The organism is Streptomyces griseus subsp. griseus, assembly GCF_000720255.1.
Classification (GTDB): Bacteria; Actinomycetota; Actinomycetes; order Streptomycetales; family Streptomycetaceae; genus Streptomyces; species Streptomyces griseus_I.
Genome location: NZ_JOJE01000003.1, coordinates 450,936 through 475,302, shown reverse-complemented (window position 1 = coordinate 475,302; position 24,367 = coordinate 450,936). Strand labels below are relative to the sequence as shown.

20 protein-coding genes are annotated in these 24,367 nt (G+C 73.4%); 10 read left to right on the top strand and 10 right to left on the bottom strand.

Annotation, left to right across the window (positions count from 1 at the left end; translation table 11 throughout):
* Nucleotides 1-358: 358 nt before the first annotated feature.
* The gene (locus tag IG99_RS07175) at nucleotides 359-889 is read left to right on the top strand and encodes a hypothetical protein (RefSeq protein WP_037670911.1); all 531 of its coding nucleotides are present in this window, start codon (nucleotides 359-361) and stop codon (nucleotides 887-889) included.
* A gap of 13 nt (nucleotides 890-902) precedes the next feature.
* Here the strand turns inward: IG99_RS07175 and IG99_RS07170 are convergent, their stop codons facing one another.
* From IG99_RS07170 to IG99_RS07155, 4 genes are all read right to left on the bottom strand, one after another.
* The gene (locus tag IG99_RS07170; protein WP_037670909.1) at nucleotides 903-5,720 is read right to left on the bottom strand and encodes a hypothetical protein; all 4,818 of its coding nucleotides are present in this window, start codon (nucleotides 5,718-5,720) and stop codon (nucleotides 903-905) included.
* A 110-nt stretch (nucleotides 5,721-5,830) separates the two neighbouring features.
* Complete coding sequence (locus IG99_RS07165; protein WP_037670908.1) at nucleotides 5,831-6,709, bottom strand: hypothetical protein; 879 nt, start codon at nucleotides 6,707-6,709, stop codon at nucleotides 5,831-5,833.
* 121 nt (nucleotides 6,710-6,830) lie between these two features.
* Nucleotides 6,831-8,357, bottom strand: coding sequence for a hypothetical protein (locus IG99_RS07160; RefSeq protein WP_037670906.1), 1,527 nt, complete (start codon nucleotides 8,355-8,357; stop codon nucleotides 6,831-6,833).
* Between the two features lie 57 nt (nucleotides 8,358-8,414).
* The gene (locus IG99_RS07155) at nucleotides 8,415-9,110 is read right to left on the bottom strand and encodes a GntR family transcriptional regulator (RefSeq protein ID WP_037670904.1); all 696 of its coding nucleotides are present in this window, start codon (nucleotides 9,108-9,110) and stop codon (nucleotides 8,415-8,417) included.
* Nucleotides 9,111-9,280: 170 nt separating this feature from the next.
* On the opposite strand from IG99_RS07155, the gene IG99_RS07150 reads away from it, so the two are divergent.
* From IG99_RS07150 to IG99_RS07130, 5 genes are read left to right on the top strand one after another with little or no spacing between them, the layout of a single operon-like run.
* Nucleotides 9,281-10,582, top strand: coding sequence for an MFS transporter (locus IG99_RS07150; protein WP_037670902.1), 1,302 nt, complete (start codon nucleotides 9,281-9,283; stop codon nucleotides 10,580-10,582).
* A complete protein-coding gene (locus IG99_RS07145) occupies nucleotides 10,579-11,436 on the top strand; it encodes a putative hydro-lyase (RefSeq protein ID WP_051864977.1) in 858 nt (285 codons plus the stop codon). The genes IG99_RS07150 and IG99_RS07145 overlap by 4 nt, the downstream gene beginning before the upstream one ends.
* A gap of 18 nt (nucleotides 11,437-11,454) precedes the next feature.
* Entirely contained in the window at nucleotides 11,455-12,213 is a 759-nt protein-coding gene (locus IG99_RS07140; protein ID WP_037670901.1) for a LamB/YcsF family protein, read from the top strand.
* Nucleotides 12,210-12,827 (top strand): 5-oxoprolinase subunit PxpB, encoded by a 618-nt coding sequence (gene pxpB, locus IG99_RS07135; RefSeq protein ID WP_037670900.1) that lies wholly within the window; start codon nucleotides 12,210-12,212, stop codon nucleotides 12,825-12,827. The genes IG99_RS07140 and pxpB overlap by 4 nt, the downstream gene beginning before the upstream one ends.
* Nucleotides 12,824-13,693 carry a 5-oxoprolinase subunit C family protein gene (locus IG99_RS07130; protein ID WP_037670899.1) on the top strand — a complete coding sequence of 290 codons (870 nt, stop codon included), beginning with the start codon at nucleotides 12,824-12,826 and terminating at the stop codon, nucleotides 13,691-13,693. Before pxpB ends, IG99_RS07130 begins: the two co-directional genes overlap by 4 nt.
* Nucleotides 13,694-13,706: 13 nt before the next feature.
* Here IG99_RS07130 and IG99_RS07125 read toward each other — a convergent pair whose 3' ends face one another.
* The 5 genes from IG99_RS07125 to IG99_RS07105 all read right to left on the bottom strand — a co-directional run bounded on the left by IG99_RS07125 (nucleotide 13,707) and on the right by IG99_RS07105 (nucleotide 19,204).
* Nucleotides 13,707-14,567, bottom strand: a complete 861-nt coding sequence (locus IG99_RS07125) for an SGNH/GDSL hydrolase family protein (RefSeq protein WP_037670897.1) — start codon at nucleotides 14,565-14,567, stop codon at nucleotides 13,707-13,709.
* On the bottom strand, nucleotides 14,564-15,772 hold the full coding sequence (locus tag IG99_RS07120; protein WP_051864976.1) for a glycosyltransferase: 1,209 nt from the start codon (nucleotides 15,770-15,772) through the stop codon (nucleotides 14,564-14,566). Before IG99_RS07120 ends, IG99_RS07125 begins: the two co-directional genes overlap by 4 nt.
* Complete coding sequence (locus IG99_RS07115; protein ID WP_037670895.1) at nucleotides 15,769-16,896, bottom strand: glycosyltransferase family 4 protein; 1,128 nt, start codon at nucleotides 16,894-16,896, stop codon at nucleotides 15,769-15,771. Before IG99_RS07115 ends, IG99_RS07120 begins: the two co-directional genes overlap by 4 nt.
* A 169-nt stretch (nucleotides 16,897-17,065) precedes the next feature.
* Nucleotides 17,066-18,487, bottom strand: coding sequence for a hypothetical protein (locus IG99_RS07110; protein WP_037670893.1), 1,422 nt, complete (start codon nucleotides 18,485-18,487; stop codon nucleotides 17,066-17,068).
* Nucleotides 18,488-18,811: 324 nt separating this feature from the next.
* Nucleotides 18,812-19,204, bottom strand: coding sequence for an ankyrin repeat domain-containing protein (locus IG99_RS07105; RefSeq protein ID WP_037670891.1), 393 nt, complete (start codon nucleotides 19,202-19,204; stop codon nucleotides 18,812-18,814).
* Nucleotides 19,205-19,465: 261 nt separating this feature from the next.
* Here IG99_RS07105 and IG99_RS07100 point away from each other — a divergent pair, with 261 nt between their 5' ends.
* Nucleotides 19,466-19,660 carry a hypothetical protein gene (locus IG99_RS07100; protein ID WP_016434155.1) on the top strand — a complete coding sequence of 65 codons (195 nt, stop codon included), beginning with the start codon at nucleotides 19,466-19,468 and terminating at the stop codon, nucleotides 19,658-19,660.
* A gap of 52 nt (nucleotides 19,661-19,712) precedes the next feature.
* Nucleotides 19,713-21,281, top strand: a complete 1,569-nt coding sequence (locus tag IG99_RS07095; protein WP_037670890.1) for a P-loop NTPase family protein — start codon at nucleotides 19,713-19,715, stop codon at nucleotides 21,279-21,281.
* Nucleotides 21,282-21,327: 46 nt separating this feature from the next.
* Here the strand turns inward: IG99_RS07095 and IG99_RS07090 are convergent, their stop codons facing one another.
* Nucleotides 21,328-22,827: an SCO1417 family PLP biosynthesis transcription factor gene (locus IG99_RS07090; RefSeq protein WP_037670888.1), complete on the bottom strand. Its 1,500-nt coding sequence runs from the start codon at nucleotides 22,825-22,827 to the stop codon at nucleotides 21,328-21,330.
* 30 nt (nucleotides 22,828-22,857) lie between these two features.
* On the opposite strand from IG99_RS07090, the gene yczE reads away from it, so the two are divergent.
* Both yczE and IG99_RS07080 read left to right on the top strand, forming a co-directional pair.
* A complete protein-coding gene (gene yczE, locus IG99_RS07085) occupies nucleotides 22,858-23,592 on the top strand; it encodes a membrane protein YczE (protein ID WP_234311761.1) in 735 nt (244 codons plus the stop codon).
* Entirely contained in the window at nucleotides 23,589-24,356 is a 768-nt protein-coding gene (locus tag IG99_RS07080; RefSeq protein WP_037670884.1) for a glycerophosphodiester phosphodiesterase, read from the top strand. Before yczE ends, IG99_RS07080 begins: the two co-directional genes overlap by 4 nt.
* Nucleotides 24,357-24,367 lie beyond the last annotated feature (11 nt).

Here is a 24,367-nt window from a genome sequence, read left to right as displayed (position 1 = left end):
AGCCTACTACCGACGCACAGGTAACTCGAAGGGCGGTCCGGAACCTGAACTTCCGCACCCGCGACAAGACATACGGAGTTGTCCCGCCATTACGGGAGATTACGGCCCCGAATCGGGCGACTGTCACGTGTCCGGAACCGAGCGGCTCGTCCGAGCAGTTGGCCAGAATTTTTCCTTCCGCGGGAATCATCAGGTCGCGTTGTTCGTCCTTCTCTACGGGAGTTGGGGGCGGAATCGGCCACAGGTGCCGTGTGCCGCACCCGGGCGGCGTAAAACAGCGCAAGCCGGGCAGCCACTGGGGAGCCGGTCCTTTCGGGCCGGGGCGAGCGGTCTGCTGGCGGTGGGGAGTGACACCTTGATGGGCACGGCGGAGCGGCACGAGGCGCCGACGCGCGGCGTGACGGCGCATGCGACGGCAGAACGGATGACCGAGGCACCGGATCGCGACATTCCAGCATCCGGCCGCGGGCAGCGGAGTGTGAGTCAGGCCAGGCCGTCCTACCGGCCGTTGTGGGTCGAGGAGCCCGCACGGCGACGTCGGCTGCCCGACCCGGTACGCACGGCGGCGGTGCGCGCGGTGCTGATCATCGCCGTGACACTGCTTCAGGCGATGGTGGCCTTCCTGTGCACGATGGCGGGCTCCTGGCTGGCGTTCCCGATGGTGATCAGCAGCGTGGTGAGCACGGTGGTGGCCACCTGGGGCGCGCTGGACGTGTGGGTGACGCGGCAGGTCTGGAAGCAGCGCAACGGCGTGGTGTCGGCGCCCAGCAGCACGGCGCGGGCCCTGCGCCGCGAGCGGCGCCGCGCCCATCGGCAGGAGCGTGCCGCCGAGCGGGCCCAGGAGCGGATACGCCGGTCCGGCGGGGCGGGACAGTTGTCACACCCCTGACGCGCTGCACCGGTTACGGGGCGCTCGGCGCCGGGCGCTTGTACATCCGCGTCGCGGTGATCTCACTGTGGCCTGCTTCACCGGCGGCAGCCTGAGGCAGCCCGGGACGGAGGTGCTCCTCGACGCTGATGTACTTCAGGCCGGCCCGCAGGTCGGCATCGTTGCGCAGCCGGATGACCAACGGGAACTCGGCCAGCGCGGTCGTGTCGAACAGGCCGGTGGTGTACAGGAGTTGCACGCCGAGTGCGTCCGAGACCGCGCGCTGGAGCTCCAGCAGGTAGGTCGCGTTGGCTCGCCCGATGGGGTTGTCCAGGAACAGCGTGCCGGCGTGACGGTGCTTGTCACGGCCCCGGTCGTTGCTCCTGAGGGCGGCCATCGTGCAGTACAGGGCGATGGCGGCGGTGAGCAGCTGACCGCCGGAGAACACGTCGCCCATCTGCCCGACGGGTACGCGCTCGGCGCGCAGTACGGCGTCCGGCTTGAGGATCTCGACGGCGACGCCCTTCGGCTGGAGCGCGGCGGCCACGCCCCGCAGCAGCATCGACATTCCGTCGCGCCGCAGGTCGGAGTTCTTCTTCACGGCCGCGCGGGTCGCCTCGTCGATGACCTCGCCGAGCCGTTCGATGAGGGTCGCCTGGTCGGGCTCCTCGAAGCGGATGCGCAGGAACTCCTGTCCGGACCACTCGCCGAGGCCTTCCGGAAGGCGGGAGAGCCGCTGGGCGGACCTGAGCGTGGCGAGTGCCGACTCGACCAGCCCTCTGAGACGGTCGACGATCGAGTCCCGGTTGCGCTCCAGCTGCGCCAACTCGTCGGTGAGGACGCGCAGTCGGGGTGCGAAGGCATCGGCCCACTTCTGGGCGTGCTCGGGCAGGGCGGAGGCGGGCAGCTCACGGATCTGCTGTCGCGCGGGGGTGCGGACCTGTTCGTAGCGCGTGGAGTTGGCGTGGCGGACGAGGACGTCACTCGCCTCGCGCACCGCCGATTCGGCGGCGGACAGGTCGGCGGCGCAGCCACGCAGGGAACGCCGGGTCTCGGCGGCCGAGTGCCGGGCCTCATCGAGGGTGCCGGGGTAGGGCTCCGGCGTCTCCTGATCCTCCTCCGGAGTGTGCTCGCGCAACAGATCGCGGAGCATCACGGCGGTCTCCTCGAAGCCGCCGACGGCGTCCTCGGCGGCGCGGTGGGCGTCGAGCAGCTCACCGTGCGCGTCCCGCGCCTGCGCCAACGCCTCGGTGCGGGAGGCGAGTTCGGCGGTCGCGGTGCGCAGGAGTGCCTGGGCGTGTTCGGCGTCGCGCGGCTGCTGGTCATCGGGGAGCTCGGTGTGGGCCTGGCCGTCCTCGGGCGCGTGCCGCTCGGCCTCGCCGCGCAGCCGCCCGAGCTGCTCGCTCGCGCTGGACATGCGGGTCTCCAGGAGCTGCACCAGTTCCTCCGCGCGTGCGGCGGCGGCCTGCCGGGACGGTCCATCGGACCCGTCGGGCGACTGGAGCAGTTGCTCGGCGCGGGTGCGGACCTTGTTGCTCAGCCGGTCCAGTTCGGCCCGCGCCGCGCTCTCGTCGCTCTCCGCGCGGGCTTGTTCGGCCCGCAGATCGGCGCCGACGCCGACCTTCTCGTAGACCTGTGAGGCGGCCCGGTAGGCCTCGCGGAGGGCGGGCAGCGACCCCTTCGGGCCGTCCGTGTCGTCTTCCGGTACGTCGTCCGGGGCACCGGCGATCTCGGAACGCTCGGCGCGCAGCGCACGCGCGGTGCGGCGGGTGTCGTCGGCGGCGCGCTGGGCGGCGCGCCGGTCCTCGTCGGCCGCGCGCGCACGCTCCAGGCAGGACTGGGCACGGGCCTCCGACTCGGTGGCCTCGTCGGCGAGTTCGCGCAGCTTGACCTGCCAGCCGGCCCGCTCACGCAGCCGGAAGGCGAGCCCTGCGAGGGCGTCGGCGGCGCGCCGGGCCTTCTGCGCGGCCTCCTGGCGCTCGTCCCGCACCTGGGCGGCCTCGGCGGCGGCTTCGTCCGCCTCGGCCCGCACGGTCCGTGCCTCGGCGAGCTCTGCCTCGGCCTCCTCCGCGAAGGCCCGCGCCTGATGGGCGGTCTCGGACAGTTCCAGCAGCCGGCCCGCGGGGCAGCCGGTGCGCCACGAGGCGAGTCGCGCCGCCAGCTCACGGTCCTTGCCGAGCCGTGCGGCCAGCGTGCGGATCTCCTCGTCGCGCTCCGTCGCCCGCGCGCGCAGCGCCTGGCGCTCCTCGTCGGCGGCGTGTTCGTCGTGCATGGCCGGGTTCGGCGGCACGAGGAAGACGTCGCCGGTGTCCGAGTCCGGTGCCGGGGTCGGTGCGAGCAGGGCTGCCGCCGTACCGACCGCCACGGCGGAGCGCGGCAGCAGCGCGGCGTCGCCCAGCGCCTCGCGGGCTCGCGCGTGCGAGTCCGGGTCGGTGATGATCACGCCGTCGACCAGCTCGGGGCGGGCGGCCAGGACGCGCGCGTGGTCGGTGGGGTCGACGGCCTGGGCGAGGTAGCGCCAGCCGGGCAATGCGGGGATGCCGTGCTCGCCGAGGAACTCGACGGTGGCCAGCACGTCCGGGCCGGGCGGCAGCAGTCCGCCGTCACCGAGGGCGCCGAGGATGCGGGCGTCGTCAGCGGCGGCGGTGCGCAGCTCGAACAGCTGGCGCTCGGCGGAGGAGACGCCGTCGTCGAGGAGTTCGCGCAGCTCGTCGGCGAAGCGGTCCAGGTCTTCGGGGGTGAGCAGGCCTTCGGCGGGGCGGGGAGTGCCTGAGGCGCCTGCCGGATGGTTGGAGCCGTCGCCGCCGATCCGCCCGGCCGTGGACCGGGTGTCGGAGTGGCGGTCGGCCGACGCGTCCTCCGCCCCTCCCGCAAATGCGGCCTGCGTCCCTTCCGCCGGGTCGCCCGGTCCGTCGGCCCCGGCACCCGTGCGGGTGCCCGTGCCGCCCCTTACGCCGTCGGCCTCGGACCTGGGGGCGGGTACTCCGCCCCGGCCCTCCCCGGAGCCGCCGGGCAGGCTCAGCAGCTCTGCCAGCCGTTCCTCGGCCGCCAGCCCCTCGGCGGTCCGCCGCTCGGCCTCGTAGGACCGTTCGGCCGCGGTCGCCGCGTCGGCCGCGCGGGCCGCCGTGAGCTCCGCGCGGGACTCGGCCGAGGCGGCCTCGCGGGCGTGCTCGGTGGCCCGGCGGGAGACCTCCCGCGCGGTGTCCCAGGCGGCGACGGCGGCCTTCTCGGCGTCACTGGCCGCGAGGGCCGCGCGCGCGGGGTCGGCGTCGGGCGCGCTGTCGTCGAGCCAGCCGGCGCGCACCGCCTCGGCGGTCTCCTGCTCGACCTCGGTCAGGCGCTGGCGCAGATGGCCGACCTCGCTGCGGGCGCGCTGGGCGTCGGTCGCGGCGGACGTGGAGTCACGGTAGGCCGAGTCGCTGACCTCCTGGAGGGAGGCGGACCGCTCCTCCTCCTCGTTGGCGTGGCTCTCGGCCCGTTCGGCAGCCGCGTGCAGGGCTCGTACGAGGTCGACGGCGGCTTTGGAGCGCGCGGCGAGCGCCGGGGCGGCGTCCCGCTCGGCCTCCTGGATCGCGGCGGACACCCGGGCGACGCGGTCGGCGGCGGCGCGATGGCGCAGGGCGGCCTCGGCGGCCTGCCAGGCGGAGTGCAGGGTGCGCGCGTCGGCGAGTTCGCGCTTCTGGGCAGCGGCGGACTTCTCGGCGGCGGCGAGCGCCAACGAGGCGTGACGGTAGGCGATTTCGGCGGCGATCAGCGCGCTGCGCTCACGGGCCCCCTCGGCCTGTGTGACGGCGTAGGCGGCGGCCGTGACCCGTTGGGCGAGGTCGGTGGCCCGCGCGCGTTCCCGTACGGCACGCGCGGACAGGCGCCGGGCCAGGGTGCGGGTGCGGCGCTCGGCGGCGGTGTGGATGTCACGCGCGCGTGAGCGGGCCTCGGCGGCCTCGACGATCCGCCCGAGCAGGTCGACGGACCCGGCGGTGAAGTCCCGTTCGGCGATCAGTTCGGCGCGTCGGCCCAGTTTGTTGCCGAAGCCGCTGACGAGGTCGGCGAGGCCATCCGTGTCGCGCGTGTCCGTCACGGCGCGCAGCAGCAGGTCGGTGAAGTCGGAGTCCTTCTTGACCGCGAAGAGGCCGGCGGCCTCGCCCTCGTCGGCGTTCATCTCGCGCTGGTAGCGGAAGAGTTCCGGGTCGAGGCCGAGATCGCCGAGGTGCTCGATCCAGCGGTCATGGATGTCCTCCCAGTGCACCTCCAGGTACGGGTACGCCTTGCCGGACTCGGTGAGGGCGTCCCGGAATCCCTTCATGGTGCGCCGGCGGCCCTGCGCACCCGACTGGCCCTCCACGGGCGGCCGTACGGTGGTGGACTCGGCGACGGGCAGGTTGTCCAGGGTCAGTCCGGGCCCGGGCCGGAACGAGTACCAGGCCTCTGCGAACTTCCGGGGATCATTGGACACCTGGCGCCCGCGCCACTCGCTCACCTTGCCGACGACCACGCACTCACCGGTCAGCACGTGCTGCCACTCCAGCGCCACGTGTCCGCAGTCGTCGGCGAGCAGGAACTTGCGCAGCACGCCGGAACTGGCGCCGCCCAGGGTGTTGCGGTGGCCCGGCAGCATCACCGAGAAGATCAGCTTGAGCAGTACGGACTTGCCGCCGCCGTTCTCCAGGAAGAGCACACCGGCGGGCGCGGGCCGGCGGGGCGGGCCGACGGGCTCATCCTCGAAGAACTCCGCCTGCATGGGGGCGGGATCGGGCACGACGTCGCCCACACCTCGCAGGTCAAGCACGGTGTCGGCGTAGCGCGCACCGGCGGGTCCGATGGAGTAGAGGCGGACCCGGGACAGCTCGTACATGGCGGACTCTCGTAAATCTTCGGCAGATCAGGGGGGTTCGGCAGCTCGGAAGCCTCAGGGCTCGGTGAGCTCGGCGAGAGCTCGGGGAGCGGCAGACGCCTCCGGGCGGTTCAGGAGTGGAACGGCAGTCCGGCGTCGGCCACCAGGTCCAGGTCGTCGGTTTCCTCGGCGGGCAGCAGTGTCGGCGTGCCGTCGGTCACCGGGACCACGCCCAGCTCGAGCAGTTCGGCCATGGCGGCGCCTCCTGCCATGTCGCGCACCTGGAGCTGGTACCGCGCCGTCGTCCGGTACGTGCCGCCGTTGTCGTCGCCGGTCCGCTGGAGGAAGCCGGAGTCGGTGAGGAACGCGACGGCCTTGCCGACGATGCCCGTGGTGGAACCCGCCAGTCTCCGGGCGTCCTTGGTGGCACCGGTGGAGCTGCGCCTGGCCCAGATCCGCCAGGCGGCCTCCAGGCCGGGCGCCTCGGTGGCGGGGTCGGTGTTCTCGCCCTGCTGTTCGGCGCGTTCCTCCAGCCGATGGCAAGCCTGCCGGACGAACGCGTCGACCCCGTTGACGCTGACCCGCCCGATGTACCCGTCGTCGGCGAGGTCCTCCGGACGCGGGAACGCCATGGCGGCGACCGCGAGGTGGGCCAGCCCGTGCAGGAACCGGTCGCCGGAGTCGGCGGAGGTACGGCGGGCGTAGTCACCCATGCGCACGGCGAACACGGAGTCCTCCGCCGCGGTCACGGCCATCCCCGCGCGGGGGGACACCTCCAGCACGACGAGGCCCAGCCCGGCCGCCACGGCGTCCGCGAGCCGCGCGAACGGCGGATCCTCCCGGTAGCGCCGCAGCAGCTCCGTGTACTCCTGGTCGCGCGCGGGCTGCAGCTTCGGCTGGAGCCCGAAGGCGACGAGCCGCGCCGCGTCAGCGGCGTCCGCGGGTGTGACGGCGGCGGACGCCGACGGCGCCGGGGCCTCCGCGTCACTCCACTCGACGTGCTCACTCACGACTGCAACTCCTTGCTCTTGAGAACGGGGCCGAGACACCGAGGGGCGCGGGGCAGTGACCGGTGCGGCTCCGCCGCGTGGGCGCGACGAGCCGCGGACGACCCGCGTCCGAACGACGGCATCACGCCGCCTCCGTCCGATCCGCCGCCATCCCCACCGCGTCCAGCAACGCCGTCCCCACGATCAGATCCGCCCCACCGAACTCGGGGTCCTCCAGCTCCGTCCCGTCGTCCACGGCGAACAACAGCTTCCCCTCGCCCTGCCGGTACGCCGTTCCCACCGGCGGACTGGCGGCGTGCACGGCCAACAGCGCCACCAGGTACGGCAGGTCGGGGTCGGACCGGCGGGCCTGTGCGAGCAACCCCGACAGTCGTCGCGGCGCGTCCGCGGGCAGGTCCAGCAGTTCCATCGCCGCCGCCAGTTGCTCCTCGCTGAAGCGGCTGTCGTCCGGCGTGGCGATGAGGTCCGGCTCGGGCATCTCCGCCCCGAGGTGCTCCCGCTCCATCGGCGGCGTCAGCAGTATGTCGACGAGATCACCCACCCGCACGGACACCGGCGTACGCAACCCGGTCCCGCGCGCGAAGAACGCGTCGGTCACCCGGAGGGCCTGCTCCAGGGGCAGTGGGAGGACGGGCGCGACGAGGTGTCCGTACAGGTCTATCCCCGACGCCGTCATGGGTGTGGCGAAGGCCTGCCGGTCCTGTTCGGCGCGGAACAGGGGGCCCGCCTCCAGCAGCCGGGACTGGAGCTGCGTGTGCCGGCGGATGCAGTCCTTGACGATGTCGACGAGCTCGGCGGCGCGCCGCTTGTTCTCCGGGTCCTCGGACTCGTCGCGGGCCTTGCGGATGTTGGTGAGGATGGCGTTCTCGTGGCGGTAGCGGTCGGCGACGTGGTCGAGTGCCTCGGCGATCATGTCGGGGACCGCGTTGAGCCAGTCCACCGCGCGGACGTTGCGCCGGGTGGCCTCCAGGGCCCTGCGCAGGGTCTCGGAGTACTGCACGGTGCGGTACCGGGCCTGCTCGGCCGCCAGTTGGGCATCGGCGAGCCGGCCGCGGCTGATCAGCACCTCCAGTTTGACCTCGGCGGCGATCTGCGCGCTGGTGACGTCGGTGTCGAGGGCGCCGACGAGGACGTTGACGGCCTCGTCCGTCGTACGGAGGTAGACACTGCCGCCGTACCCGGGCACCTCCTCGATCAGCTTGAAGTCGTAGTCACGACGCACGTAGCTGCCGTCGGGGGCGAAGGTGCCGTACACGGCGCGGAAGCCGCGGTCGACGCTGCCGACGTTGATCAGGTTCTCCAGGACCCAGCGGGCCACCCGCTCGTGCTCGGCGACGGGACGCTGCGGGGCCTGGGCGGCGATGCGCGGCAGGAGGCGGGCGACGATCTGGTCGTGGTCGGCACCCGTGTCGAAGTCCATGTTCAGGGTGACCAGGTCGATCGCGGCGAGGGCGATCTCGGCCATGCCGTACACCGAGTACTCGCCGGCGAGGTTGGCCTTGCGTGCGTCGAGGTCGTGGATCGGCGCCGTGCAGGCGAGCGCACGCAGCCGCCGCGCCAGCCCCTCGTCGGCGGCCGGTCCCGGTGCGGGGCGCGGCCCCGCGCTGAGCTGGGGCGGAACACTGTCCGTCGATGCAGGCGAAGTCACGGTGCACAGACTAGGTCCTCGGTCTGACAACGACCCAAACGACGCAGCCCGGCCCGCCTACCCCTCGTCCCCCACCCTCCGCCGGTACACCTCCACCACCCGGGCCAGCGAGTTGTCGAGGTACACCGAGAGGAGGTTCTCGGCGTCGGCCTTGTCGCCCGCCTGGAGCGCCTGGAGGATCTGCTGGTTGCGGCTGAGGTAGGGCTCGTGCAGCCGACGCGGGTCGTCGACGACGTGGAAGGCGAGGCGCAGCTCGGCGAAGACGCTGCGCATCAGTTCGTCGGTGCGTTCGCTGCCGGCGAGCGCGACGAGCTCCCGGTGGAAGTGGATGTTCGCCGTGCCCAGGCCCTTCCAGTCCTGCTGAACGGACGCCACCTGTCCTTCCGTGACCGCCGCCGCGAGGCTGTCCAACGCGTAGGGCGGTTCGCCGAGCCCCCGCACGACCGCGCACTCGACGAGGGCGCGGGTGCGGTAGATGTCCTCGACGTCCTCGACGGTCAGGACCCGCACGAAAACGCCCCGGTTCAGTTCGTGGACGAGCAGGCGTTCGTGGGTGAGCAGCCGGAACGCCTCGCGCAGCGTGTTGCGGGAGACGCCGAGCGCCCCGCCGATGCTGTCCTCGGACAGTCGTGTCCCGGGCGGGAAGTAGCCCTCGGCGATCCGGCTCCTGAGGATGTCCGCGACCCGTTCGGCCGTGCTGGTGCGGCCCAGGAGGGCGCGGTCGTCGGCCAGTCCTGCCAGCTGCTCTGCCATGACCGGAATTCAAGCGCAGATACAAGGACGAAACAACACGGGTATTGAAGGATCGTTGAACGATCCTCTACGGTGCTACGCACGGCCACGCCCCGTCCCCACCGCGGCTCCCGGCCTCCGCACGGCTTGGCTCTCTCCCAGCACCCTCCTCTTCTCTCAGCGAGGTGCCCATGAGCACGACCCCTCCACCGCAGGCCCTGCCCACCACCGCACCCCCCGAGAACGCCGAACGCGCCGCCGATGACGGCGCGTTCGGCTGGCTGCGCGCCCTCGGCCCGCGCGGCCGCCGCGCCTTCGCAGGCGCGTTCGGCGGTTATGCGCTGGACTCCTACGACTACTTCACGCTGCCGCTGAGCATGGTCGCCCTGGCCGCGTACTTCGGCCTGGACAGCGGCCAGACGGGCCTGTTCACCACGGTCACGCTGGTGGTCTCCGCGATCGGCGGCGCCGTCGCCGGCGTGCTGGCCGACCGGGTCGGCCGGGTCAGGGCGCTGATGGTCACGGTGATCACGTACGCCGTCTTCACCGTCGCCTGCGGCTTCGCGCCCAACTACGAGATGCTGCTGGTCTTCCGGGCCCTGCAGGGCCTCGGCTTCGGCGGTGAGTGGGCGGTCGGCGCGATCCTCGTCGCGGAGTACGCGAGCGCGAAGCACCGTGGCCGCACGCTCGGCGCGATCCAGAGCTCCTGGGCCGTGGGCTGGGCGCTCGCCGCGGTCGTCTACACGCTGGTCTTCTCCTTCGTCGGCGACGACCTGGCCTGGCGGGTGATGTTCTGGACCGGCGCGCTGCCCGCACTGCTCATCGTGTGGATGCGGCGCCGGGTGCAGGACGCGCCCGAGGCGGTCGCGGTCCGCGAGTCGAACACCGAGAAGGGCTCGTTCACGGCGATCTTCAAGCCGGGTCTGCTGCGCACCACCGTCTTCGCGGCGCTGCTCTCCACCGGCGTCCAGGGCGGCTACTACACCCTGGCCACGTGGGTGCCGACCTATCTCAAGACGGAACGCGGCCTGTCGGTCGTCGGCACCGGCGGCTACCTGACGTTCCTGATCACGGGCGCGTTCGCCGGCTACCTCACCGGCGGCTACCTCACCGACCGGCTGGGCCGGCGACGCAACATCTGGCTGTTCGCCCTGCTGTCGGCCCTGTGCATCCTGGCCTACGCGAACATCCCCGGCGGGGCCAACACCCTGCTGCTGGTGCTGGGCTTCCCGCTCGGGTTCTGCATGTCGGCGATCTTCAGCGGTTTCGGCTCCTACCTGAGCGAGCTGTACCCGACGGCGGTGCGCGGCACGGGGCAGGGCTTCACGTACAACACCGGCCGCGCCGTCGGCGCCGTCTTCCCCACCACGGTCGGGTTCCTGGCCGACAGCTGGGGCGTGGGCGGCGCGCTGGTCTTCGGGGCGATCGGATACGGCATCGCGGCGCTGGCACTGCTGGGACTGCCGGAGACGCGCGGGAAGGAGCTGGCGTGAACCCCACGGAGGACCTCGTCGGCCACCGCCCCCGCACGCTCATCGACGACCGCCCGCTGACCCTGGTCGACGAGCACGCGCACGCATGGAGCCCGAAGACCGCGCGGGCGCGCTTCCGGGAGGGCCTGACGGGCCCCACGGCGGGGGTCGCGGCAGGACACACCCAGGTCAACCTGATCTCGGTGCCCGCCGACTGGGCGTACGACATGCTGCTGTTCTGCCAGCGCAATCCGAAGCCGTGCCCCGTGCTGGACGTCACGGACGCGGGATCGTTCAACACGGTCCTCGCGGACGGCGCCGACCTGCGCACGGATCTGCCGCGCTACCGCGTCTGGCGGGACGGCGAGCTGGTGGAGGAGCCGACCGACGTGCTCGGCCACTGGCGCACCGACCTGGTGTCGTTCCTCATCGGGTGCAGCTTCACCTTCGAGTGGGCGCTGGCCGAGGCGGGCGTCCCGATCCGCCACGTCGAGCAGGGGCGCAACGTGCCCATGTACGTGACGAACCGCCATTGCCGCGCCGCCGGCCGGCTGCACGGCCCGATGGTGGTCTCCATGCGGCCCGTGCCACCGGACCACCTGGCGGCGGCCATCCGGGAGAGCAGTCTGCTCCCGGCGGTGCACGGCAGCCCCGTACACTGCGGCGATCCGTCCGGGCTCGGCATCGACGACCTCGGCCGCCCCGACTTCGGGGACCCGGTGGACGTCGCCCCCGACGACATCCCGGTGTTCTGGGCCTGTGGCGTGACCCCGCAGGCCGCGGTGACGGCCTCACGGCCGCCGTTCGCCATCACCCACGCACCGGGGCAGATGTTCCTCACCGACGCCCGCGACGAGCAGTACCGCGTGGCCTGACAGGAGATACGACAGTCCATGACACCGATCGACCTGAACGCCGACCTCGGCGAGGGCTTCGGCCGCTGGCAGCTCACCGACGACGAGCGGCTGCTGTCCGTCGTCACCAGCGCCAACGTGGCCTGCGGCTTCCACGCCGGGGACGCGGCCACCATGCGGCGGGTGTGCGAGCTGGCGGCCGAGCGCGGGGTACGGATCGGCGCCCAGGTCTCCTACCGGGACCTGGCGGGGTTCGGGCGGCGCGCGATGGACGTACCGCCCGCCGAACTGGCCGCCGAAGTGGCCTACCAGATCGGCGCCCTGGAGGTCTTCGCCCGCGCGGCGGGCGCGCGCGTGGCCTACGTCAAGCCGCACGGGGCGCTGTACAACCGCGTCGTACGTGACGAGGAGCAGGCCCGCGCGGTCGTCGACGGGGTGCTCCTCGCCGACGGCACCCTGCCCGTGCTCGGTCTGCCCGGCTCACGCCTGCTGGAGCTGGCCGGCAAGGCCGGGCTGCCGACCGTCACCGAGGCGTTCGCGGACCGCGCGTACACCGAGGAGGGCACGCTCGTGCCGCGCGGGCAGGAGGGCGCCGTGGTCACCGACCCGGACACCGTGGTGGAGCGCTCGGTGAGCCTCGCCCGGTCCGGGACGGTCACCGCGCACTCCGGTGCCCGCATCGAGGTACGCGCGCGTTCCCTGTGCCTGCACGGGGACACGCCCGGCGCGGTGGAACTGGCCCGCCGGGTACGGCAGCGGCTGGAGGAGTCGGGCGTCCGGGTGGAGGCGTTCGCATGAGGGCGCTGCCCGTCGGCGACAGCGCCCTGCTCGTCGAAGTCACCTCGGGTGAGGAGGCCCAGGCCCTGCACGCGGAGCTGCTGCGCCGTCGATCGGAGGGCACGCTGACCGTCCGGGAGATCGTCCCCGCGGCCCGCACCGTCCTCCTCGACGGCCTGGCCGACCCGGTCCGCTGGGCGTCCGAACTGACCACCACCGACCTTCCTCCCGTTCCTCCACGCGCGCGGGAGGTGGTCGAACTCCCCGTGCGCTACGCCGGCCCCGACCTCGCCGACGTCGCCGCCCACTGGGGTGTCTCGGAGCAGGAAGTGGCCCGTATCCACGCGTCCGCCGAGTACCGCGTGGCGTTCTGCGGCTTCGCACCCGGATTCGGCTACCTGACCGGTCTCCCCCCGCTCTACGACGTGCCCCGCCGTGCCACTCCGCGCACGGCCGTCCCGGCCGGTTCGGTGGCGCTGGCCGGTCCGTACACGGGCGTGTACCCGCGTTCGTCGCCCGGCGGCTGGCAACTCATCGGCACCACCGACACGGTCCTGTGGGACCACACGCGCGTGCCCGCCGCCCTGCTGTCACCGGGCACGCGCGTACGGTTCGTCCCGGTGGGGGCGGCATGACGGACCGTGCGCTCGCCGTCGTACGCGCCGGGGCGCTGACCACCGTGCAGGACCGGGGGCGCCCGGGGCACGCGCACCTGGGTGTGCCCCGGGCGGGGGCGCTGGACGGACCCGCTGCGGCGCTCGTCAACCGGCTGGTCGGCAATCCGGTCGAGGCGGCCGTGCTGGAGACGACGCTCAACGGCTGTGCCGTGCGGCCCCGTTCCACGGTCACCGTCGCGGTCGGCGGCGCGCCCTGCCCGGTCACCCTGGACGGACGACCGGTCGCCTGGGGCGCGCCGGTACGTGTACCCGCCGGTGCGCTGCTGGAGGTCGGCGCGGCCGTTCGAGGCGTACGCAGTTATGTGGCCGTCTCCGGCGGCGTCGCCGTCGAGCCGGTCCTGGGCAGCCGCTCCACCGATCTGCTGTCGGGTCTCGGTCCCGCGCCGCTCACGGACGGCACGGTGCTGCCCCTGGGGCCCGTCCTCGCCCCCCACGCGCGCGTGGATGTCGCCCCGCAGCCGAGCCCTCCCGCCGAACTCGTCCTGCGCGTCACCCTGGGCCCCCGCGACGACTGGTTCACGCCCGAGGCCGTACGGACCTTCACGTCGCGCCCTTACCGCGTGTCCCCGGCGAGCAACCGCATCGGCCTGCGCACGGAAGGCCCGTCCCTGGAGCGGGCCCGACCGGGTGAACTCCCCAGCGAGGGAATGGTTTTGGGCGCGGTCCAGGTCCCGCCCGACGGACGACCGGTGGTGTTCCTGGCCGACCATCCGACCACCGGGGGTTACCCGGTGATCGGAGTCGTCCGCGCGGTCGACCTCTCCGCGACGGCACAGGCGCTCCCGGGCACACCGATCCGGTTCGTGGCGGTGCGCCGCAGGTGAGGGTCATGCGGCTCTATGCAGCGTCCACCCGCCGCTCCCCCACCGACAGCGCCGCCAACGCCGCCGACACCGCCGCCGACGCCCGTAGGTCGAGGCGGGCGCTCGTGCCCCGGGCGCGGTGACGGATCTCGTCGGCGGCCAGGGTGAGCAGCTGCGGCAGCAGGTCGATGCATCTCCGGGCCACCCATCCGGTGCCGGCAGTGGCCAGCCACCGCAGGCCGGCCGATCTCGTGGGCGCCGGGAGCTCGGGCTCCGGCGACGGCGCCGTGCCCGTCGCGAGACCCGCCTCCGCCAGCAGTGCGTGGAAGCGCACGGCCAGCTGCCGGTGCCCGCCCTCGCCTGGGTGCAGCCGGTCCGCGCTCCACAGGGCGCGGTCGGTGAGCCACGCGCCCTCGGCGGCGTGCAGGTGGACGGCGCCGTACCGGTCGGACAGCGCGTGGACGACGGCGTTGACCGTGCGCTGCCGCCGGGCCGGCGGGCGGGCGAGGGCACCGGGCAGGCCCAGCATCGCGCCCGGGTCGGGCAGGCACGCGGTGAGGAGGACCGCGCCCTGCCCGGTGAAGGCGGCGTACACCGTGTCGAGCCGTTCGGCGACGGCCTGGATGTCGAAGGTGCAGCGCAGGGTGTCGTTGACTCCCACGACGACGGAGACGAGGTCAGGCCGCTGCTCCAGCCCGGCGGGGAGTTGCCGTTCGAGCACGTCGCGCGTCTGTGCCCCGCTGACCGCGAGCTTCGTGAACTCCGCGGCGTCCTCGGGTCGTTCGGTCAGCCCGAGGGCGAGCAGCGCGGCCCAGCCGCGCCACCCGTCGCCGACGGGGTCGCCCACGCCTTCGGTCAGCGAGTCCATGAGCGCCACGAAACGGAGGGTTCTCATCCGACGCCTCCGCGCGCGCGTGTCCGCACCGGCACCGTCGCATCGTGCGCCGCCAGGAACGCGTCCACCGCCGTGTCCCAGCCGAAGCCCTCCGCACGCGCGCGTGCCGCCTCCCGCCGCTCGTCCTCGGGGTGGTCGAGGAGCAGGCTCACGGCGTCCGCGAACCCCTCCCCGTGGTCGGCGGCCGTGGCGCCCGCGGATCCGATCACCTCCGGCAGCGCGGAGGAGGCGCTCACCGCCACGGGCGTGCCGCAGGCCATGGCCTCCAGGGCGGCGAGCCCGAACGTCTCGGCGGGGCCCGGCGCCAGGCAGACGTCCGCGGAGGCCTGGAGCGCGCCGAGGAGGCCGCGGTCGGCGACATGGCCGAGGAAGGTCACCGGCAGCCTCCGCTCGCGTGCCCGCAGTTCGAGTCGCGCCTTCAGCGGCCCGTCCCCTGCCACGACCAGCACCGCCCGCCGGCCGCGGCGCAGCAGCGCCTCCAGGGCGTCCAGCGCGGTACCGGGCCGCTTCTCCACGGACAACCGGGAGCACAGCACCAGCAGCGTCTCGTCCAGGCCCGCGTACCGCGCCCGCAGCGACGGATCGCGCAGCGCGGGGCGCCGCTGCACGAGGTCGACGCCGAGCGGGGCCCGTACGACGTTGCGGGCGCCGATCCGCACGAACTCGCGCTCGGCGAACTCCGTCGTGCACACCACGCGCGCGTAGGTGTGCGCCGTACGGACGTTGAGGGCGTCGGCGGCTCGCCTGGCCGCCCCCTCCGGCAGACCCCAGGTGCGCAGCACGCCGTCGGCGGTCTCGTGGGAGACCATGACGGCGGGCACCCGGGCCCGCCGAGCCCACCTGCCGGTCCAGCGCAGTGTCGTACGGTCCGACACCTCCAGCCGGTCGGGGGCGAGGTCCTCCAGGAGCCGGGCCACGCGCCGCCTGTCGGTGAGGACGCGGTAGCCACCGGTGCCCGGCACCAAGGGCCCGGGAAGCGTGATCACCCGGCCCTGCTCGGTGTCCTGGTCCGTCGCTCGCGAGCCGGGCACGATCAGCACGGGCTCGTGGCCGGCCGCCTTGAAGCCCTTGCCGAGTTCACGCAGGGCGGTGCGCAGGCCCCCCGACGAGGGGGCGACGAAGTTGGCGAGTCGCACGATCCGCAGCGAGGGTGCGCTCGGGCGGCCACCGCCCTCCCCCGGACGATCCACAGCGAACGTGCTCATGCCGCCGCCACCACCTTCCGCGCGGCCAGTACACCGGCGTAGTGCCCGATGAGCTGGTCGCCGACGGCGGCCCAGGTGCGCCCCTCGACCGTGGCCCGTCCGGCGGCTCCGTAGGCGGCCCGCCGCGTGGGGTCGGCGGCCAGCGCGGCCACGGCGTCCCGTACGGCGGCGGGGTCGCGCGGCGGTACGAGGAGCCCGGTGCGCCCGTGCGCGACCAGGTCCAGGGGGCCGCCCGCGGCGGGCGCGACGACGGGGACACCGCTCGCCATGGCCTCCTGCACGGTCTGGCAGAACGTCTCGAAGGGGCCGGTGTGGACGAAGACGTCCAGCGAGGCGAAGATCCGGGCGAGGTCGTCGCCGGTCCGGCGGCCCAGGAAGACCGCGCCGGGCAGCGCCCCGGTGAGGCCGGGTCCGCTCGGGCCGTCGCCCACCACCACGACGCGCACGCCGGGCAGTCCGCAAGCGTCGGCGAGGAGTTCGACCTGCTTCTCGGGGGCGAGCCGCCCCACGTAGCCGACGATGAGTTCGCCGTTCGGGGCGAGCTCGCGCCGCAACGCCTCGTCGCGCAGGTCGGGGCGGAAGCGGACGGTGTCCACGCCCCGGGGCCACAGCCGGACCCGGGGCACGCCGTGTGCCTCCAGGTCGTGCAGGGCGGCACTGGAGGGGGCGAGGGTGAGGTCGGCGGCGGCGTGGACGGAGCGGATGCGCCGCCAGGCGGCCGCCTCGCCGGCGTGCACGTAGGTGCGGGCGTATCCGGCCAGGTCGGTCTGGTAGACGGCCACGGCCGGGATGCCGAGCCGGGCCGCCGCGGTCATGCCGCGCACGCCGAGGACGAAGGGGCCGGCCAGGTGGACCAGGTCGGCGCGGTGCGCAGTGAGAGCGGCGGCAACGCGTCGGCTGGGGAGGGCGACGCGGACCTGGGGGTAGCCGGGGAGCGGAAGGGAGGGGACACGGACGACGGGGCACGGCGCCGAGGCGTCGGGCCCGTTACCGGCCGCGGTGGCCGGCGCGACGACGAGCGGAAGATGACCGCGATCCACGAGGTGCCGGGCGGTCTGGAGCGCGCAGTGGGCCACGCCGTTCACATCGGGGGGAAAGGATTCGGTCACGATGACGACACGCATACCGGTGTTGTCGCCGTACCGGACGTGGCCGCGCCAAAGTGGATCTTTCCGAACGACAAACGTCCTGTGAGCGTTGCGCTGCGCGACCCCGCAGGTCGGACCGCGTCCATGCCCGACCGGCCCGCCGGTCACCCCTTGTTCACCCGGCGGGCATGCCGCTACCGGGGGTTCACATCGCCGACGCGGCGTCCGGGCCGATCCGGCTGCGTACGGCGGTCTGCACCTCGGCCTCCTCGGCGGGATCGGCGGCGAGCCGGCGCAGTCGTTCGACGACGCGGACGTCACCGGTCTCGGCGTGCCGGGCGGCGACCTCGCGGGTGGTCTCCTCGCAGTCCCAGAGGCATTCGACGGCGAAGCCCGTGGCGAACGAGGGGTCGGTGGCGGCCAGCGCGCGGGCGCAGCGTCCCCGAAGGTGGGACGAGGCGGTCTCGCGGTAGATGTGCCGCAGGACCGGCGCGGCGCAGGCGATGCCGAGCCGTCCGGCTCCGTCCACGAGGGTCCACAAGGTCGGTGCGTCTGGCCCCTCGCCGCGTACGGCCTCACGCAGGGCGCCGAGGACGAGCTCGCTGTCGGCGGCCGCGCCCCGGCAGGCGAGCATGCGGCCGGCGGCGGCTCCGAGGGCGTCGGGCCGGTGGACCCAGCCGCGGGCGCGGTCCACGGCGGCGACGCTGCGCATGCGTTCGAAGGCGTCGACCGCGGCCTCCACCACGGCCGTCGTGCCGGTGGCCACAGCACCCTCGACCAGATCGAGGGCGTCGGGATCATTGCTGTCGGCGAGGTAGCGCAGCGCGGTACAGCGGGCACCGTCGGTGCCGCCCTGGGCGGCCCGCACGATCTCGGGCCGGTCCTCGGGCCCCGCCACGGCGGTGAGGCAGCGGGCGGCCGGGACATGGAGGGCGGCGCCGCGTTCGATGCCCTGCTGGGCCCACTCGAAGACGGCCTGCACGCTCCAGCCCGGGCGGGGCCCGGTGGGGCGCATCTGCCGTTGCCACCGGTCGAAGCAGCCGGCTTCCTGGGCGGCACGCACGCGCGTGGAGACGTAGTCGCGCGGGTCGTCGGCCCACAGTCGCCAAGGCCGTGGCTCGAAGGCGTCACGCACGGTGGCAGCGAGTTCGGCCTCGCCCTCGGCGTCGGTCGCGAAACGGGCCAGGACGGGCGCGGCGAGGGCACGCAGGCCCGCGTCGTCGTCGCGCAGGGCCAGCTCGTCGAGGGCCCAGGCCCAGTTGGAGCCGGAGGCGGCGTACCTGCGCAGCAGCCGCAGGGCATCGCGCCTGCCGTAGGAGGCGAGGTGGCCGAGGACGGCGAGCGCCAGGCCCGTGCGGGACTCCTCGGTGTCGAAGGCGTCCTCGACGTCGAAGAGGTGCGCCTCGATCTCGTCCAGTTCGCCGCCCAGGTCGAGGAAGAGACGGGCGTAGTACAGGGAGCGGTTCTCCACCTGCCAGTCGTGGCGGGGGTCGCGCAGCACACAGTGGTTCAGTGCCGCGAGCGCGTCGGCCCGCGGGGCGGTGAGCGCGTGCAGCGTGCCGTCGCCGCGGCCCCGCTGGAGCAGGCCGAGCAGCGTACCGCTGGGCGCTATGACCGGATCGAACATGGGAAACAGCCTCACATCAAGCGTCGACGCAACCGGGGAACACGCGTTACCTGGCCACGTGACAACACGTCGGAGTGCCCGCCGTCTCGTGCTTGCTGTAGACCATCTTCCTCTGCCTCTCGTCGGTGGCCCATGCGGACCGCATCACGGCCCGCGCGGTGCGGCAACACCTGCCCAGCCATCGCGTCCGTGAATCACGACGTCATGATGACTCGGCAGTTCAGCCTGCCGCGACCGAAATTTCCGGCGGCCCCGTACCGCCTCCCCCGTGGTCGTTGATTTACCTGGTCAGGAACTGCGTTTTACCTGGTGGTACATGTCGTGTCAGTCCGCGCCGAACAGCTTCAGCAGGTCCGCCTTGCCGAACATCCGAGCCGTGTCGACGGCCGACGGAGTGCCCGCGGACGGGTCGGCTCCCGCGTCCAGCAGAGCCCGGATCACTTCTTCCTCTCCCTTGAACACGGCCCCCGCGAGTGGGGTCTGGCCTCGGTCGTTGACGCGGTCGGCGTCGCCACCGCGTTCCAGCAGCGCCCGTACCGCCGCGGCGTGGCCGTGGTAGGCGGCGAGCATCACCAGGGAGTCGCCCCGGTCGTTGGTGAGGTTGGCCGGAACGCCCGCGTCGACGTACGCCACGAGTGCCTCGGTCGGCCCCTGCCGGGCCAGATCGAAGATCTTGGTGGCCAGCTCCACGACCTCGGGGTCGGGGGCTTCAGTCATCGGGTGGTCCGCCTCTCACTGCAACCGTTCAGGTGAATCGCCAGGGTACTGGCTTCCGGCGCACATGACCGGCCCCGTCCCAGGCAAAGATCACCACGGCCCCCGAAGGGCACGACAGCGCTGGTCACAGGGCCGGGCCGACCTCCGCCGCCCGGGTGAAATCTGACACATTCCACCCAGTTGCACCTTTTATCGTATGGATACATCCTGTGAGCCTGGAAGTACTCATGGTGACTGTCCCCACCAACCAGGAGACCTCAAATGATCTTGTCCATCTCAGGCGTGGTCCTGCTCGGCATCATCGTGTTCCTGTTCTTCCGCAAGGACGGGCTCAAGGCGTCGCACGCCCTCGTCTCGGCGCTGTTCGGGTTCTACCTGGCCAGTACGGCCATCGCCCCGAGCATCAAGGCAGGTGGCGAGAGCCTGGCGAGCCTTCTCGGCGGCATCAAGTTCTGACGCCGGCCGCCCCGCCGTCCGTCCCTTCCGTACGCACCACCAGGAGACAGCAGTGGCCCGGCGCCCCCTCCCCCGCATCCTGAGCACAGGCAGCGCGCAGATCGCCCGGAGCCGGGAGCTGGCCCGGACGGCGGCCGACAGCGCCACCGACGTCCTCCACCCGCTGATCACGATCACCCGCGGTGCGCGCCGGCTGGCCTCGGCCGGGCGGCGCAAGTGGGCCGACACCCCCAAGGACCGGCGTGGAGCGCTGCTGTTCCTGGTGGCGTCGGTGGTCCTGGTCGTGGCGCTCCTGCCGTACGGTCCGCTGCTCGCCGTCATCACCCTGATGGCGGCGGCAGCCTGGCAGGGCCGGGAGGGCAAACCGGCGGAACCCGAGGGACCGGACGAGTCCCAGACGCAGCGCCTGCAGTCGCTGTACGAGGCGCTGGTCCCTCACTTCTCGACCGCCGAGGACCCCGCTCCCCTCTACGCCCACGGCGGCGACTGGGAGAAGACCTTCCCGGCGTACGACTTCGACGACTCCGGCCGTTTCGCCCACCTGATCATCCGCTACCCGGCGTACTTCCCGGACGGGGATGCCGAAGCCCGGGCCCGCGTCGAGCTGCTGCTCACCGCGAAGTCGGGCCGCGGCCGCGAGTACCACTTCGCGTGGGACGAGGAGGGCAACGAGCTCACGGTCACCGTCCTGTCCCCGCTCCCCACCGACATCGCCGCGCAACGTTTCGTCACCGCACCCGGCGAGACGGTCCTCGGCTTGACCGACCCCACCCAGGTCCAGCGCACGCTTCCCCTCACCCACGGGGAGGCACGGCGCGACGTGCCCCCGGTCGTCTGGCGCACCGGCGTCCGCTCCACCGAGCCGCACCTGCTGGTCGTGGGCCAGCCGGGCAGCGGCGCCTCCACCCTCCTGCGCTCCATCGCCCTCCAGGCCCTCCAGTACGGCGACATCCTCGTCGTCGACGGCGGCGGCACCGGCGAATACGCGTGCCTGACGGGCCGGGACGGCGTCCTCGCGGTCGAGGTCGGCCTGGCCGGCGCCCTGGCCAGCCTGGAGTGGGCCGCGCACGAGACGGAGCGCCGGCTCATCGCGGCCAACCGCGCCCGCCAGGCGGGGCAGGCGCCCCCAGCTGACACCAAGCGCCCCCTGTGGATCCTCCTCGACCGCCCGACCGCGTTCACGCACCTCGCCGACGCCGACGGCCGCGAGGACCCGCAGTCCCTCCTTCAGGTGCCCCTGCGGCACGGCCGCGCCGCCAATGTGACGGTGGTCGTCGCCGAACAGTTCGACGGCCTGGAGGCCCTGCGCGACGCGGTACGGCAGCACACGCGCGCGCGTGTGGCGCTAGGTCCCGCGACGGCCGGGCAATTGGAGTCAGTCCTCGGTGCCCGCCCCCACACCACCCCCGTCGCCCAGGTGCCCCCCGGCCGCGGCTACGCCCGCCTGGGCACGGGCCCGGTCCACCGCCTCCAGGTCCCGACCACCCCGGACCCCTACGACGACGCGACGACGGACGTCCACCGGCAGGCGGTCCTGGATCTGCTGCCCCCGCTCAGGACCCCGGCGGACGAGGAGCCGGAGCCGGTACCGATGGAAGCGATGGTGGCCGAGACCTCGTGAGCGGCGCACTCCCGGCGCTGGGTCTGTCGATTCCCGCGCCACTCCGCTATGCCACGAACGTCCGCGGCGCCTCCACTCCCGCGGTCCCTCCGCTCTCCACCACCCTCGCCGCGGCGGCCAACCGCACCGCCGCCTCCTCGGCCACCGCGCCCCCCACGGTGAACGGCAGCCGCACATACCCCTCGAAGGCCCCGTCGACCCCGAACCGGGGCCCGGACGGTACCCGTACCCCGACCCGCTCCCCCGCCTCGGCGAGGCGCGAGCCGGAGAGGCCGCCGGCCCGCACCCACAGGGTCAGTCCCCCCTTGGGCACCTCGAATTCCCACTCCGGCAACGTTCGCCGGACCGCGGCGACCAACGCGTCCCGGTTCTCCCGCGCCTGCCCCCGCCGCAGCTCCAGCGCCTGCTCCCACCCGCCGGTGCTGAACAGCCAGTTCACCGCCAACTGCTCCAGCACGGGGGTGCCCAGATCCGCGTACGCCCGCGCGGCGACCAGGCTGCGGATCACGTCGGGAGCCGCCCGCACCCACCCGATTCGCATGCCGGCCCAGAACGCCTTGCTGGCCGAACCGACGGTGATCACCGTCGAGCCGGCGGGATCGAACCCGCACACGGGCCGCGGCATCTCCACGTCGTCGTCCAGCCACAGCTCGCTCATGGTCTCGTCGGCGATGAGCACGGTCCCCGCGGAGCGGGCCGCCTCCACGAGCCTGCGCCGCTGGTCGTCGTCGGCCAGTGCGCCGGTCGGATTGTGGAAGTCGGCGACGACGTACGCGATGCGCGGCGCGGCCTCCCGCAGCACCTGGCGCCAGCGGTCGAGGTCCCACCCGGCGAGCCCCTCGGCCATGGCGACGGGCACCAGCCGTGCGCCCGCCTCCCGCATGAGCTGGAGGATGTTTGCGTACGACGGCGATTCGACGGCGATGCGCTCGCCCCGCCCGCCGAAGAGATGACAGATGGCGTCGATGGCGCCCATCGCGCCGGTCGTCACCATGATCTGCTCGGGCATCGTGGGGATCCCGCGCGCGGTGTAGCGCTCCGCGATCATCGCGCGCAGGGCGGGCAGTCCCGCCGGATAGTCGCCGTGCGTGTGCGCGTACGGCGGCAGTTCCTCCAGCGCGCCCCGCACCGCGCGGGTGAGCCACGGCTCAGGTGCGGGCAGTGCCGCGCAGCCCAGGTCGATCATCGAGCCGAGCGCCTCGGGCGGGAGCGGCTCCAGGCCGCGCGCGGGGAGGGGGTTTCCGGCCGGCACGGCGGTCCAGCTGCCCGCACCGCGCCGGGACTCCAGGAAGCCCTCGGAGCGCAGCGCCTCGTAGGCGGCGGCGACCGTGGTGCGGCTGACGGACAGGGACAACGCCAGCTCCCGTTCGGCGGGCAGCCGGGCGGCCACCGGAACGCGCCCCTCCAGCACCAGCAGCCGGATGCCGTCGGCGAGCGCCCGATAGGCGGGCGGGCGGCGCGTGCCGGGGCCCGCCGGGCGGTCCTGCTGGGAGGTGAGCAGCCGGGCGAGCTGCGCCGGCCCCACCGCCGAGGTCCACTGCGCCATGGTGATCAGTCCACCTTCCCCGAATTGGCCATGGATGCCATCACTTCTCAAGCCACAGAGTGGCATGAGCCAGGCCACTACCACCACCCGGGGGCCCACGTGTCCACGCAGAACTCCGCGCGGAGGCAGCTCCTCCGCCGGCTCGTCCAGCTCTACGCCGGTCTCGCCCTCTATGGGGCGAGCTCCGCGCTCCTCGTCGAGGCGGGCCTGGGTCTTCAGCCCTGGAACGTGCTGCACCAGGGGCTCGCCGAGCTCACCGGCATGTCGATCGGCGTCGTGTCCATCATCGTGGGCGCGGGCGTGCTGCTCCTGTGGATCCCGTTGCGCCAGCGCCCGGGCCTGGGCACGGTCTCCAACGTCTTCGTGGTGGGCGTCGCCATGGACGGCACGCTGGCCGCGGTCCCCGAGGCGCACGGCCTGGCCGTACAGGTGCTTCTGCTCGTGGCCGGCCTCGTGCTCAACGGTGCGGCCACGGGGCTCTACATCGCCGCGCGCTTCGGGCCGGGCCCACGGGACGGACTGATGACGGGGCTGCACCGGCGCACGGGCCGCTCGATCCGCCTGATGCGCACGGCGGTCGAGGTGGCGGTCGTCGTGACCGGATTCGTCCTCGGCGGCACGATAGGCGTCGGCACCGTCCTGTACGCGGTGTCGATCGGCCCGCTCGCACAGTTCTTCCTGCGGGTGTTCGCCGTGCCGAGGGCATCCGAGGGCAGCACGGTGGTTGCCGCGGGGACACCCGGGGGAGCGATACTGCGCAGGTGACCGCGCTGATACGCCACCCCTATCTAGACCATCCGGGCCCCATCGCCTTCGCCCACCGCGGCGGGGCGGCCGACGGACTGGAGAACACCGTGGCCCAGTTCCGGCGCGCGGTCGAGACGGGCTACCGCTACCTCGAGACCGACGTCCACGCCACGCTGGACGGCAGGCTCGTCGCCTTCCACGACGCCACGCTGGACCGGGTCACCGACGGCGCGGGCCGCATAGCGGACCTTCCGTGGAAGGACGTACGGCACGCGCGCGTGGCCGGCAAGGAACCGGTGCCTCTGTTCGAGGAGCTGCTGGAGACCTTCCCCGAGGTGCGCTGGAACGTCGACCTCAAGGCCGAACCGGCGCTGCATCCCCTGCTGGACCTGATCGGGCGGATCGACGCCTGGGACCGGATCTGCGTCGGCTCGTTCTCCGAGGCCCGCGTGATCCGCGCCCAGCGGCTGGCCGGCCCGCGCCTGGCGACGTCGTACGGCACCCGGGGCGTGCTCAACCTGCGGCTGCGGTCCTGGGGTGTGCCGGCGGCGCTGCGCCGCTCGGCGGTGGCGGCGCAGGTGCCCGAGGTGCAGTCCGGCATCCAGGTGGTGGACCACCGCTTCGTCCGGGCGGCGCACGCGCGCGGGCTGCAGGTGCACGTGTGGACGATCAACGAGCCGGATCGGATGCACCGGCTCCTGGACCTGGGAGTCGATGGCATCATGACCGATCACATCGACACGTTGCGCGGGGTCTTGGAGGACCGGGGCGTCTGGGTCTGAACACCCCGGCG

What these genes read in the sequence shown, in the direction of transcription:
- IG99_RS07175 (WP_037670911.1), top strand. Translation starts at nt 359, where the DNA reads ATGGGCACGGCGGAGCGGCACGAGGCGCCGACGCGCGGCGTGACGGCG.
- IG99_RS07170 (WP_037670909.1), bottom strand. Translation starts at nt 5,720, where the DNA reads ATGTACGAGCTGTCCCGGGTCCGCCTCTACTCCATCGGACCCGCCGGT.
- IG99_RS07155 (WP_037670904.1), bottom strand. Translation starts at nt 9,110, where the DNA reads ATGGCAGAGCAGCTGGCAGGACTGGCCGACGACCGCGCCCTCCTGGGC.
- IG99_RS07150 (WP_037670902.1), top strand. Translation starts at nt 9,281, where the DNA reads ATGAGCACGACCCCTCCACCGCAGGCCCTGCCCACCACCGCACCCCCC.
- IG99_RS07140 (WP_037670901.1), top strand. Translation starts at nt 11,455, where the DNA reads ATGACACCGATCGACCTGAACGCCGACCTCGGCGAGGGCTTCGGCCGC.
- pxpB (WP_037670900.1), top strand. Translation starts at nt 12,210, where the DNA reads ATGAGGGCGCTGCCCGTCGGCGACAGCGCCCTGCTCGTCGAAGTCACC.
- IG99_RS07130 (WP_037670899.1), top strand. Translation starts at nt 12,824, where the DNA reads ATGACGGACCGTGCGCTCGCCGTCGTACGCGCCGGGGCGCTGACCACC.
- IG99_RS07125 (WP_037670897.1), bottom strand. Translation starts at nt 14,567, where the DNA reads ATGAGAACCCTCCGTTTCGTGGCGCTCATGGACTCGCTGACCGAAGGC.
- IG99_RS07120 (WP_051864976.1), bottom strand. Translation starts at nt 15,772, where the DNA reads ATGAGCACGTTCGCTGTGGATCGTCCGGGGGAGGGCGGTGGCCGCCCG.
- IG99_RS07115 (WP_037670895.1), bottom strand. Translation starts at nt 16,896, where the DNA reads ATGCGTGTCGTCATCGTGACCGAATCCTTTCCCCCCGATGTGAACGGC.
- IG99_RS07110 (WP_037670893.1), bottom strand. Translation starts at nt 18,487, where the DNA reads ATGTTCGATCCGGTCATAGCGCCCAGCGGTACGCTGCTCGGCCTGCTC.
- IG99_RS07105 (WP_037670891.1), bottom strand. Translation starts at nt 19,204, where the DNA reads ATGACTGAAGCCCCCGACCCCGAGGTCGTGGAGCTGGCCACCAAGATC.
- IG99_RS07100 (WP_016434155.1), top strand. Translation starts at nt 19,466, where the DNA reads ATGATCTTGTCCATCTCAGGCGTGGTCCTGCTCGGCATCATCGTGTTC.
- IG99_RS07090 (WP_037670888.1), bottom strand. Translation starts at nt 22,827, where the DNA reads ATGGCGCAGTGGACCTCGGCGGTGGGGCCGGCGCAGCTCGCCCGGCTG.
- yczE (WP_234311761.1), top strand. Translation starts at nt 22,858, where the DNA reads ATGGATGCCATCACTTCTCAAGCCACAGAGTGGCATGAGCCAGGCCAC.